General features: G+C 66.5%; 7 protein-coding genes and 1 pseudogene. All 8 read left to right on the top strand.

Annotated features, from left to right (window positions below):
- Positions 1-691 precede the first annotated feature (691 nt).
- Positions 692-778 (top strand): annotated as a pseudogene (locus NX782_RS26575) (PEP-CTERM sorting domain-containing protein); the annotation flags it as partial.
- Between the two features lie 83 nt (positions 779-861).
- Entirely contained in the window at positions 862-2,172 is a 1,311-nt protein-coding gene (locus NX782_RS11900) for a glycosyltransferase (protein WP_258845677.1), read from the top strand.
- 87 nt (positions 2,173-2,259) lie between these two features.
- Positions 2,260-3,327 (top strand): SDR family oxidoreductase, encoded by a 1,068-nt coding sequence (locus tag NX782_RS11895; RefSeq protein ID WP_258845676.1) that lies wholly within the window; start codon positions 2,260-2,262, stop codon positions 3,325-3,327.
- 115 nt (positions 3,328-3,442) lie between these two features.
- Complete coding sequence (locus NX782_RS11890; protein ID WP_258845675.1) at positions 3,443-5,983, top strand: excinuclease ABC subunit UvrA; 2,541 nt, start codon at positions 3,443-3,445, stop codon at positions 5,981-5,983.
- 91 nt (positions 5,984-6,074) lie between these two features.
- Positions 6,075-9,548: a response regulator gene (locus NX782_RS11885; protein ID WP_258845674.1), complete on the top strand. Its 3,474-nt coding sequence runs from the start codon at positions 6,075-6,077 to the stop codon at positions 9,546-9,548.
- Positions 9,521-10,372 (top strand): CheR family methyltransferase, encoded by an 852-nt coding sequence (locus NX782_RS11880; RefSeq protein ID WP_258845673.1) that lies wholly within the window; start codon positions 9,521-9,523, stop codon positions 10,370-10,372. The genes NX782_RS11885 and NX782_RS11880 overlap by 28 nt, the downstream gene beginning before the upstream one ends.
- Complete coding sequence (locus NX782_RS11875) at positions 10,369-10,998, top strand: chemotaxis protein CheB (protein WP_258845672.1); 630 nt, start codon at positions 10,369-10,371, stop codon at positions 10,996-10,998. The genes NX782_RS11880 and NX782_RS11875 overlap by 4 nt, the downstream gene beginning before the upstream one ends.
- Positions 10,988-12,205 carry a hybrid sensor histidine kinase/response regulator gene (locus NX782_RS11870; protein WP_258845671.1) on the top strand — a complete coding sequence of 406 codons (1,218 nt, stop codon included), beginning with the start codon at positions 10,988-10,990 and terminating at the stop codon, positions 12,203-12,205. The genes NX782_RS11875 and NX782_RS11870 overlap by 11 nt, the downstream gene beginning before the upstream one ends.
- The last annotated feature ends 91 nt before the right edge of the window (positions 12,206-12,296 follow it).

The following is a 12,296-nucleotide window of genomic DNA, read 5'->3' as shown; positions in this document are numbered from 1 at the left end:
GCGGGTGAGGCTCAGCGGGTGACGCGCCACCGTCCAGCAACCCAGTCGACCAGATGCGTCAGCCTCATGCGCTCCAGGAAATGCTCGTCAGGCGAGACCACCAATAGAACCGCCCGATCCGGTATGCAAAGTGAATAATTTCTTGTCGAAAATCTTTACACTGAGAATTAGATGAAAACAGGAAATCAATAATAATCAACTACTTATGGAAGCGGTATATTTCTTGCTTGTATTCAACTCGTCCAATCGAGAGAACAACATGAAATCCACTATCCGCACGCTCATCGCCGCCATCGGCCTCTCTGCCGCCTGCGCCGCCCCGCTGGCCCAGGCCGCCGCCCAGCTGGGTCAGGAGCCGCCCGCCACCCTGATCGTGAAGGCCGGTCAGCTGGACTGGGTCTATGCCTCGTCCTGCGCCGGCGACGGGCCGAGCTGCAGCCGCGTCGAGCTGTCCTACGGTTTCAAATTCGCCACCGCCGAGCAGTGGAACGCCAGCTTCACCTCACTGGAAGAGCTGGTAAGCGCCTTCGACGGCAAGTGCGCTGCATCCTTTTTCGACAAGTTCTACAACCACTGCGATTACGGCGACGCCCTGAGCGGCTACGTCTGGCACTCGCCGCTCGCGACGAGCGAGCAGTACAGCAACGCCATTTGGGCGGAAACCTTCCTGGTGCGCGAACAATCTGCCGAGGTGCCCGAACCGGCTTCGCTGGCGCTGCTGGGCCTTGGCCTGGCCGGCCTGGCCGTGCACCGCCGCAAGGCAAACCGCAAGGCCTGAGTTGCCTCGTCCGGCAAGGGCCAGCCCGGTCCTTGCCCCGCAGCCCCGCGCCGTCCTGCCCGGGTTTCGCGTAATGTGGCGCCATGTTACTAGCAACAGGCGTCCGCAGAACCCACTTCGTCGTCGTTACCATCGGCTCGGCCGGCGACCTCTTTCCCTTCATGGCGATGGCGCTGACCCTGCTCGATGCCGGGCACCGCGTCAGCTTCCTGGCACCAGAGCAGCACGAACCCTATGTGCGTGCCAGCGGCTTGCCCTTCATCGGCCTGCCCGCCGACCCGGCCGTGCTGCTCGATCCCGACCTCTGGCACCCGACCCGCGGCTTTGGCGTGGTCTGGCGCGCGACGCGCCCGGCAATGGCGCAGATCGTGCCTTTCGTCGATGCCTTGCCGGCCGACGAGCCGCTGGTGCTGCTGGTGCATCCGCTGGCCCTGCCCGAGGCCGACCTGTGCCGCGCCCGGCGTCCCGGCCTGAAAGTGGCCGCGGCCTATCTGGCGCCGCAAAACCTGCCGACTGTCCACGATCCGCTGATGCTCGGTCCATGGCCGGTGCCGCGCTGGGTGCCCCTGGGCATGCGCAGCTGGCTGTTGCGGCGCCTGGCGGCGCGCTTCATCGATCCGGTGGCGCTGCGGGACGTGAACGCGGCGCGCCAGGCCAGGGGGATGCCGGCGGTCCCCAGCATGCTCGAGCATCTGTTCGCGGTGGCCAACCTGTCGATCACGCTCTTTCCCGACTGGTTCGCGCCGACCCAGCCGGACTGGCCCAAGCCTTTGTTGCGCGCCGACTTCCCGCTGTTCGATCCGAATCCGGATGCACCGCTGTCGCGCGAACTCGAATACTTCCTGGAAGACGGGCAGGGCACCCGGCCGGTGGTCTTCACCCATGGCACCGGCAATACCCAGGCGCGCGCCTATTTCGAACATGCGCGCGCGGCGGTGGAGCTGACCGGCCTGCGCGCCATCTTCCTGACCCCGCACCGCGAGCAGCTGCCGAGCGAGCTGCCGCCTTCCATCCTGTGGCAGGACTACGTGCCGCTGCGGCGCCTGCTGCCGCGCGCGATGGTGCTGGTCCACCATGGCGGCATCGGCACCACGGCCGAAGCCTTGCGCGCCGGTACGCCGCAACTGGTGGTGCCGCTGGCGCACGACCAGTTCGACAATGCGGCGCGCGTCGCGGCCCTGGGTGTGGCCTTTCGCGCGGTGGCATCGCGGCTGAACGGCGTGCGCCTGGCGCGCGGGCTGCAGCAGTTGCTCGCGGACCGCGAGCTGATCGCGCGCTGTCGCCGGATCAGCCGCCGCTTCGCCCTCGGACAGGGCATGCAGGCCGTGCGCCTGCGCCTGGAAACGCTGGCGGCGAGTGCCGACGCGCCGGCCGATGCGTCCATCAATCGATGAGTCCAGGCAATGGCGCGCCGACCCCTCCGGAAAGCGCGCAAGAATGGCAGTAAAATCGAACGATCTTATGATTTCCTGGAGTGAACAATGCAAAGAAGCGCACTGGTCGTCGGCGCCAGCGGCATCGGCGGCCGCTATACCGCCCGTGAACTGCTGGCCAATGGCTGGACCGTCTATGGCCTGGCGCGCCATCCACCGCGCGACCTGCCGGGCCTGATCCCGGTGGCGGCCGACCTGCTGGACGAAGTCGGCCTGCAGGCGGCGCTCGCCGATGTCGCGCCGACCCACGTCTTCATCACCACCTGGATGCGCCAGGACACCGAGGCCGAGAACATCCGCGTCAACGCGCTGCTGGTGCGCAACCTGCTGGACGCGCTGTCGCCCAAGAAGTCGCTGCGCCACGTGGCGCTGGTGACGGGCCTGAAGCACTACCTCGGTCCCTTCGAAGCCTACGCCAGCTCGGGCACGCTGCCGGACACGCCGCTGCGCGAATCCCAGCCGCGCCTGCCGCTCGACAATTTCTACTATGCCCAGGAAGACGAGGTCTATGCCGCCGCCGCGCGCGACCGCTTCACCTGGACCATCCACCGCCCGCACAGCATCATCGGCATGGCGGTCGGCAACGCCATGAACATGGGCACCACGCTGGCCGTGTACGCGTCGATCTGCAAGGAGACCGGGCGTCCATTCCGCTTCCCGGGCTCGGAAGCGCAATGGAACGGGCTGTGCGACGTCACCGATGCGCGCATGCTGGCCAAGCAGTTGCGCTGGGCCGCCGACAACGACGCCGCCAAGAACGAAGCCTTCAACATCACCAACGGCGATTACTTCCGCTGGAGCTGGCTGTGGCGCCGGCTGGCGGCCTGGTTCGGCGTGCAGGCCGAAGGCTGGAGCGGCACCGTGCAAGCGCTGGAGGCCGAGATGGCGAACGACGCCGAACTGTGGAGCGAGATGGCACGCCGCCACCACCTGCAGGAAGCCGACCTGCGGCGCCTGGCCTCGCCCTGGCACACCGACCTCGACCTCGGCCGACCGATCGAGGTGATGACGGACATGGCCAACAGCCGGCGCCTGGGGTTTGCCGGCTGGCAGTCGACCGAAGATTCCTTCTACGACCTGTTCACGGCGCTGCGGGCGGAGCGCCTGATACCTTGATCGGCAATTCGTCGTCGGCGATGCCGGCAAGGGTCCCGCACGGTGCGCCAGCGCACCGCGGAAAACCGCGCACTGCGTTGTAATACGGTCATCCGACACGATCCCTGGAGGGCCGATGCGCCGCAAGCAAGAAACCGAAACGTCGATCCACGCCGACCATGGCCGCGTACGCGTACGCGGCGCGCGCGAGCACAACCTGAAAAACGTCAGCGTCGAGCTGCCGCGCGATGCGCTGGTCGTGTTCACCGGCGTCTCCGGTTCCGGTAAATCCTCGCTGGCCTTCGGCACCCTGTACGCGGAAGCGCAGCGGCGCTACCTGGAGTCGGTCTCGCCCTACGCGCGCCGGCTGTTCCACCAGATGCCGGTGCCGGAAGTCGACGAGATCGACGGCCTGCCGCCGGCGGTGGCGCTGCAGCAGCAGCGCGGTACGCCCACCGCGCGCTCCTCGGTCGGCAGCGTCAGCACGCTGTCGAACTCCCTGCGCATGCTGTACTCGCGCGCCGGCGACTATCCGCCGGGCCAGGAACTCCTGTATGCCGAATCCTTTTCGCCGAATACCGCGGAAGGCGCCTGCCCGCAGTGCTCGGGCCTGGGCCGTGTGTATGAGGTGACCGAGCAGTCGATGGTGCCGGACGATACGCTCACCATCCGCGAGCGCGCGGTCGCCGCCTGGCCGCCGGCCTGGCACGGCCAGAACCTGCGCGACATCCTGGTCACGATGGGCTACGACGTCGACACCCCCTGGCGCGACCTGCCGAAAAAAGACCGCGACTGGATCCTGTTCACCGACGAGACCCCGACCGTCCCGGTGTATGCCGGCCTCACGCCGGAAGAAACGAAGCGCGCCCTCAAGCGCAAGGAAACGCCCAGCTACCAGGGCACGTTCACCGGCGCGCGCCGCTACGTGCTGCAGACCTTCGCCAACACCGAGAGCGCATCGATGAAGAAGCGCGTGGCGCGCTACATGGTCAGTACCGAGTGCCCGCTGTGCCGCGGCCGGCGGCTGCGCCAGGAGGCGCTGTCCGTGACCTTTGCCGGGTTGGACATCACCGAGATGTCGCGCCTTCCCTTGGCCCGCCTGGCGCAGCTGATGAAGCCTTTCGCCAAGGGCGAGGTGCCGGCCGATACGGCCGCCGCCAAACACCCGGAACAGTTGATCGTCACGCGCCGCATCGCCGCCGACCTGTGCGCGCGCCTGAGCGTGTTGCTGGACATGGGCCTGGGCTACCTGGCGCTGGAGCGCAGCACGCCGACGCTGTCGCCGGGCGAGCTGCAGCGCCTGCGCCTGGCGACCCAGGTGCGTTCCAGCCTGTTCGGCGTGGTGTATGTACTGGACGAACCCTCGGCCGGCCTGCACCCGGCCGATACCGAGGCGCTGCTGGCGGCGCTCGACCAGCTGAAGGCGGCCGGCAACTCGCTGTTCGTGGTCGAACACGCGCTCGACGTGATCCGCTGCGCCGACTGGATCGTCGACGTCGGTCCGCAGGCGGGCGAGGGCGGCGGCGAGATTCTGTACAGCGGCCCGCCCGAGGGGCTGAAGAAAGTCGAGCGCTCGCACACCAAGCGCTATCTGTTCGACGAGGTGCAGCCGGAACCGCGCCCATTGAGGGAGCCGAGCGGCTGGCTCAAGCTCGAAGGCGTCACCCGCAACAACCTGCACGAGCTGGAGGTCGCCTTCCCGCTCGGCGTGATGAGCTGCGTGACCGGGGTGTCCGGTTCCGGCAAGTCGACCCTGGTCAGCCAGGTGCTGGTCGACCTGGTGAGCACCGCACTGGGGCAGGGCGCAGCACAGGAAGAGGCCGAGGAAGAGCCGGGCCTGGAGCAGGAGCCGCAGATCGCCACCGAGGGCCGCATCGCGGGCGGCATGGAAAACATCAAGCGCCTGGTGCGGGTCGACCAGAAGCCGATCGGGCGCACGCCGCGCTCGAACCTGGCCACCTATACCGGCCTGTTCGACCAGGTACGCAAACTGTTCGCCGCGACCCCAAGCGCGAAAAAGCACCGCTACGATGCCGGGCGCTTCTCCTTCAACGTCGCCAAGGGCCGCTGCGAGCACTGCGCCGGCGAGGGCTTCGTGATGGTCGAGTTGCTGTTCCTGCCCAGCGTCTACGCGCCTTGCCCGACCTGCGAAGGGGCGCGCTACAACGCCGACACCCTGAAGATCACTTATAAAGACCGGAATATCGCCGAAGTGCTGCGCATGACGGTGGACGAAGCGCATGCCTTCTTCGAAGACGAGGAAGCGGTGGCGCGCCCGCTGCAGGTGGTGCGCGAAGTCGGCCTGGGCTATTTGCGCCTGGGGCAGAGCGCGACCGAGCTGTCCGGCGGCGAGGCGCAGCGCATCAAGCTGGCCACCGAACTGCAGCGCGCGACCCGCGGCGGCGCCCTGTATGTGCTGGACGAACCCACCACTGGCCTGCATCCGCTCGATACCGACCGCCTGGTGGCCCAGCTGAACCGCCTGGTCGACGCCGGCAATACCGTCATCATGGTCGAACACACGATGCGTGTGGCGGCAGCCTGCGACTGGGTCATCGACATTGGTCCGGGCGCGGGCGAGGCCGGCGGCACGGTGGTGGCGTCGGGTCCACCGCAGCAGGTGGCAAACAGCCGGGGCAGCCGAACAGCCCCTTATCTTGCGCGGTATTTACGCTAACAGGCTACAAAAACAGGTTCAATAGAACACGCTCGATTTTGCAATTGCGTTACACTTAGGATATTTTTTTCTTAAGAGTTAACGAATAAGCATGTCTGGATCGAGTATCGACAGCAGCCAGTTCCGCCGCATCCTGTCCCGCAATGTCGCCATGCCGCTGGGCATGGGTGTGTTGAGCGCACTGGTTTTCGTCGGCATCATCGCCTACCTGATCAATGTGCTCACCTGGGTCGAGCATTCCGAGCGCGTGATCGGGAAAGCCAATGAAGTCAGCCGCATGTCGGCGGACATGGAAGCCGGCTTGCGCGGTTACCTGATCTCCGGCGACAGGGAATTCCTGGGACCATATACCGATGCCAAACCGAAGCTCGATGCCGAGCTGAACAGCCTGGCCAGGTTGGTGGAAGACAACTTCCCCCAGCTGGACCGCGTGCGGCGGGTCCGTTCTGCCCAGCGCGACTGGCAGGCATTCGCCGACGAAGCGATCGGGCGGCGCATCAAGAATGAGGACGTGGTCGAGCTGGTCAAGAGCGGGCGTGGCAAGGCCCTCACCGACGAAGTACGCCGTCAGTTCAAGCTGTTTATCGAATCCGAGGAGCGCCTGCTGCAGGAGCGCAACAGCTCCTCGCGCACCGTGATCGGCTGGTCGGTCGGCGCCTTCCTGCTGTTCAGCCTGACCGTGGCCGGCCTGCTGGCCCTGTTCGGCCGCCGCGAACTGATGACCCTATCGAATTCCTATGGCGAGATCCTTGCCCACGAAGCCGAGCACAACGCCCAGCTGCGCCACCAGGACTGGCTGCGCACCGGCCAGGCCGAACTGGCCACGAAAAGCGCCAACCTGCATGAGCTGGAGCCGCTGGCCGCGGCCGTGCTGGATTACGTCACACCCTACCTGGGCGGCGTGGTGGCTGCCATGTACGTGCGCGCCGATGACGGTACGCTGACCCGCATCGGCGCTTACGGTTTCGCGCACCAGGACAAGCATGCCCGCGTCATCCAGCCGAACGAATCGCTGGCGGCCCAGTCCGCCAACCAGAACCGCATCCTGACCCTGCGCGAACTGCCGCCCGATTACATCAAGGTCGGTTCCAGCCTCGGCGAGACCGCGCCGCGCGAACTGCTGATCGCGCCGATCGTGAACCACGGCAAGATCAAGGGTGTGATCGAGATCGGCTTCCTGCACGCCGTGCGCGAGCGCGACACCGAATTCATGGAGTTGATTGGCCCGGCCGTCGGTGCTTCGGTCGCTTCGGTGGTCTACCGCCAGCGTCTGCAGGTGGCGCTGGAAGAGCAGCAAGCCATGAACGAAGAATTGCAGGTCCAGCAGGAAGAGCTGCGCACTGCCAACGAGGAGTTGGAAGAGCAGTCGCGCGCCCTCGAGGAATCGCAGACGGCGCTGGAAAACCAGCAGGCGGAACTGGAGCAGACCAACGAGCAGCTGGCCGAACAGGCCGCCAACCTCGACCTCAAGAATGCGGCCCTGACCACCGCTCAGGACCAGCTGCGCGACCGCGCGCTGGAGCTGGAGCGCGCCAGCCGCTACAAGTCGGAGTTCCTGGCGAACATGTCGCACGAGCTGAGGACACCGCTGAACAGCTCGCTGATCCTGGCCAAGCTGCTGGCCGACAACGCCGCCGGCAACCTCAACGAAGAGCAGGTGCGCTTCGCCCAGACCATCTATTCGGCCGGCAACGACCTGCTGAACCTGATCAACGATATCCTCGACATTTCCAAAGTCGAGGCCGGCAAGCTGGAGCTGGTGCCGGAAGAACTGCCGCTGCGCCGCGTGATCGAGGGCCTGGCGCGCACCTTCGAGCCGCTGGCGCGCCAAAAAGCGCTGGCGTTCTCGCTGACGGTCGAGCCGAACGTGCCGATGTCCATCCACACCGACCGCCAGCGCCTGGAGCAGATCCTCAAGAACCTGCTGTCGAACGCCGTCAAGTTCACCGACGCCGGCCGCGTCAGCCTGACGGTCAGCGCCAACGCCGACGGCTGGGTCCAGTTCGAGGTGCAGGACTCGGGCATCGGCATCGCGCCCGAGCAGCAGGAAAAGATCTTCGACGCCTTCCACCAGGCCGACGGCTCGACCGCGCGCAAGTACGGCGGCACCGGCCTGGGCCTGTCGATCTCGCGCGACCTGACCAGCCTGCTGGGCGGCACGCTGACGGTGGCCAGCACGCTGGGCGAGGGCAGCACCTTCATGCTCAGCCTGCCGCGCAATGGCGCTGTCGCCGCGACCCCGCCGGCGCCGCAACTGGTGCACGCGGCCAAGCCGGCGCGCGCTGCGCTGGAGGCGCCGGCGCCAGCCGCTGCCGTCGCCGATGCCGCCGCCGCGGATGCGCCGCGCTTCGAGGACGACCGGCTCGAGCCGGCTTCCGGGCGCCGCACTGCGCTGGTGATCGAGGACGAGCCGGAATTCGCCCGCATCCTGTACGGCCTGGCGCACGACATGGACTTCCGCTGCCTGGTGGCGCTGCGCGCGGAAGAGGGCCTGGAACTGGCCGCCAGCGAGAACCCGGACGCGATCCTGCTCGACATGCGCCTGCCCGACCGCTCCGGCCTGTCGGTGCTGCAGCAGCTGAAGGAAAATCCATCCACCCGCCACATCCCGGTGCACGTGGTGTCGAGCATGGAAAACGGTGGCGAAGCCCTGCACCTGGGCGCGATCGGCTATGCGCTGAAACCCACCACCCGCGAGCAGCTGGAAGCGGTGTTCCTGAAGCTCAAGGAAAAATCGGCGCAACAGGTCAAGCGTGTGCTGCTGGTCGAGGACGACGCGCGCCAGCGCGAGAGCGTGGTGCAGCTGATCTCGGATACCGACGTCGAGATCGCGGCCGTCGGTTCGGGCGAGGAAGCACTGCACCTCTTGCGCACGCAGATTTTCGACTGCATGATCATCGACCTGAAGCTGCCGGATATGCAGGGCAACGAGTTGCTCAAGGCGATGTCGCTGGAAGAGCTGTGCTCCTTCCCGCCCGTCATCGTCTACACGGGGCGCAACCTGACCCGTGAGGAAGAAGCGGAATTGCTGAAGTATTCGCGCTCGATCATCATCAAGGGCGCGCGTTCGCCGGAGCGCTTGCTGGACGAGGTGACGCTGTTCCTGCACAAGGTGGAGTCGCAGCTCTCGTCCGAGCGCCAGAGCATGCTCAAGAGCGTGCGCGGGCGCGACCGGGTGTTCGAGGGCAGGACCATCCTGCTGGTGGACGACGACGTGCGCAATGTGTTCGCGCTGACCAGCGCGCTGGAGCAGCGCGGCGCGCATGTGGAGGTGGGCCGCAACGGTTTCGAAGCCCTTGCCAAGCTCGACGAAGTGGAGAACATCGACCTGGTGCTGATGGATGTCATGATGCCCGGCATGGACGGACTGGAGGCGACGCGCAGGATCCGCCAGGATGCGCGTTTCGCGCGCTTGCCGATCATCGCGATCACGGCCAAGGCCATGAAGGATGACCAGGAACAGTGCCTGGCCGCCGGCGCCAACGACTACCTGGCCAAGCCGATCGACCTGACCCGGCTGTACTCGCTGCTGCGGGTATGGATGCCGACCATGGAGCGCATTTGAAACAGCCCAGCGACATCGACATCGAACTGCGGATGCTGGTCGAGGCGGTCTACCTCAAGTACAACTACGACTTCCGCGACTACACCGGCGCCTCGCAAAAGCGCCGCGTGCTGGCCGCCATGCGCGTGATGGAATGCGAAACCGTGTCCGCGCTCCAGGCCCGGGTGATGCACGAACCGGCCGCCTTTGCCCAGCTGCTGCAGTTCCTGACGATTCCGGTGACCGAGATGTTCCGCGATCCGGAGTACTATCTGGCGGTGCGCCGCCAGGTCGTGCCTTTCTTGAAGACTTATCCGTCGCTGAAGGTCTGGGTGGCCGGCTGCAGCACCGGCGAGGAGGTGTATTCGCTGGCAATCCTGCTGAAGGAAGAGGGCCTGCTCGAGCGCTCCCTCATCTACGCCACCGACATCAATCCGGAGTCGCTGGAGACGGCGCGGCGCGGCGTGATGCCGCTCGAGCGCATGCGCCTGTACACCGAGAATTACCAGAAGGCCGGCGGCACGCAGGCTTTCTCGGACTATTACACGGCGGCCTACGGCGGGGCCCTGTTCGACCGCGGCCTGATCGAGAACGTGACCTTCGCCGACCATAGCCTGGCCACCGACAGCGTGTTCGCCGAGACCCATTTCATCAGCTGCCGCAACGTGATGATCTACTTTAACCGGCGCCTGCAGAACCGGGTGCTGGGCCTGTTCCACGAATCGCTGGTGCACCGCGGTTTCCTGGGTCTGGGCAGCAAGGAAAGCATCGACTTTTCCAGCTATGCCCAGCGCTTCGAGCCGCTGGCCAGGCGCGAGCGGGTGTTCCGCAAGGTGGGACAGTGAACAAGTCAGCCTTTGATGCGACCGACCTGCAAGCCGCACTGGCCGGGCGCCGTGTCGAGGCGGTGGTGATCGGCGCCTCCGCCGGCGGCGTCGAAGCCCTGGGCGCGCTGTTGCCCGCGCTGCCGGCCGGCTACACGCTGCCGGTGTTCTGCATCCTGCACCTGCCGGGCGACCGCGAGAGCCGCTTGGCCGAGCTGTTTGCCGAGCGCCTGCCGCTGCGCGTGAAGGAAGCGGTCGACAAGGAAGCGATCGAGCCCGGCACCGTGTACTTCGCGGGCGCCGGCTATCACCTCTCGGTGGAAAGCGACTTCACATTCTCGGTGAGTTGCGAACCGCCCGTGCATTTCGCGCGCCCGGCCATCGACGTGCTGATGGAATCGAGCGCCGATGCCTACGGCGCCGGCCTGGCGGGCATCCTGCTCACCGGCGCCAATCACGACGGCGCCGCCGGCATGGCTGCCATTCACGCCGCCGGTGGCCTGACCGTCGTGCAAGATCCCGATGAGGCGCAGGTGGCCACCATGCCGCAGAGCGCCATCGACCGTTTTACCCCGCACCTGATCCTGCCTTTGGCCCGCATCGGGGCGCTGTTGCCCATGCTGGAGAGCGACACTCATGAGCCCTAAAGAACCAAGCAAACTGCTGATCGTCGACGACCTGCCGGAGAACCTGCGCGCACTGGATGCGCTGATCCGCGATGAGGCGCGCCAGGTGTTCCAGGCCGGCTCCGGCGAGGAAGCGCTGACCCTGATGCTCGAGCACGAGTTCGCGCTCGCCATTCTCGACGTGCAGATGCCCGGCATGGACGGCTTCGAACTGGCCGAGCTGATGCGCGGTACCGAGCGCACCCGCAACATTCCCATCGTGTTCGTCTCGGCTGCCGGCCGCGAACTGAATTACGCCTTCAAGGGCTACGAGCAGGGCGCGGTCGACTTCCTGCACAAGCCGATCGACCCCGACGCGGTGCGCAGCAAGGTGAACGTCTTCGTCACGCTGGACCAACAGCGCCGCGAGATGCGGCGCCAGATGGAGGCGCTGGAACGCAGCCGGCGCGAGCAGGACACCCTGCTGCGCGAGCTGAACAAGACCCAGGAAGAACTGCAGCGCTCGCTGCGCATGCGCGACGATTTCATGTCGCTGGTGGCGCACGAGCTGCGCACGCCGCTCAACACGCTGTTCCTGGAAACGCAGATGCGCAGCCTGCAGCTCAAGCGCGGCAACCTGCCGGCCTCCACGCCGGAACAGGTGGCCAACATGATCAAGCGCGACGAGCGCCAGATCAAGGCCATGATCCGCCTGATCGACGACATGCTGGACGTTTCGCGCATGAAGAGCGGCACGCTGTCCATCCGTCCGGGCAAGGTCGAGCTGATGGGGCTGCTGGAGCGGGTCGTCAACGATCTCTCGCTGCAGGCCGCCGCCGCCAATTCGACGCTGCAGCTGGCCAGCCATGCGCCGGTCGAGGGCATCTGGGACGAGTTCCGCATCGAACAGGTGATCGTCAACCTGCTGACGAATGCGCTGCGCTACGGCGGCGGCGGCACGGTCGAGGTCAGCGTGCACCAGGTCGGCTGCAACGTGCGCATCGACGTGCGCGACCACGGCAAGGGCATTGCACCGGACTACATCGACCGCATCTTCGAACCTTACGAACGCGGCGCCAAGGCCGGCGAACCGAAGGGCCTCGGCCTGGGCCTGTACATCTCGCGCCAGCTGGCCACCTCCCACGGCGGCGCGCTGACGGTGCAGAGCACGCCCGGCGAGGGCGCCACCTTCAGCCTGCTGCTGCCCTGCAGCGAGGCGGAGGTGCCGGCGGCGGCTGTTTCCGCCTGACGTCGTTCGCGTGAACCCAGCCGTCGTCCTCGCTCTTGACCGTCGTCCCCGCGCAGGCGGGGACCCAGGTTGCAGGCGCTAACGAGATGTA

The organism is Massilia norwichensis (assembly GCF_024753245.1).
GTDB classification, from domain to species: Bacteria; Pseudomonadota; Gammaproteobacteria; order Burkholderiales; family Burkholderiaceae_D; genus Telluria; species Telluria norwichensis.
This window is presented reverse-complemented; position numbering and strand designations above follow the sequence as displayed.

What these genes read in the sequence shown, in the direction of transcription:
- NX782_RS11900 (WP_258845677.1), top strand. Translation starts at nt 862, where the DNA reads ATGTTACTAGCAACAGGCGTCCGCAGAACCCACTTCGTCGTCGTTACC.
- NX782_RS11885 (WP_258845674.1), top strand. Translation starts at nt 6,075, where the DNA reads ATGTCTGGATCGAGTATCGACAGCAGCCAGTTCCGCCGCATCCTGTCC.
- NX782_RS11880 (WP_258845673.1), top strand. Translation starts at nt 9,521, where the DNA reads ATGGATGCCGACCATGGAGCGCATTTGAAACAGCCCAGCGACATCGAC.
- NX782_RS11895 (WP_258845676.1), top strand. Translation starts at nt 2,260, where the DNA reads ATGCAAAGAAGCGCACTGGTCGTCGGCGCCAGCGGCATCGGCGGCCGC.
- NX782_RS11890 (WP_258845675.1), top strand. Translation starts at nt 3,443, where the DNA reads ATGCGCCGCAAGCAAGAAACCGAAACGTCGATCCACGCCGACCATGGC.
- NX782_RS11870 (WP_258845671.1), top strand. Translation starts at nt 10,988, where the DNA reads ATGAGCCCTAAAGAACCAAGCAAACTGCTGATCGTCGACGACCTGCCG.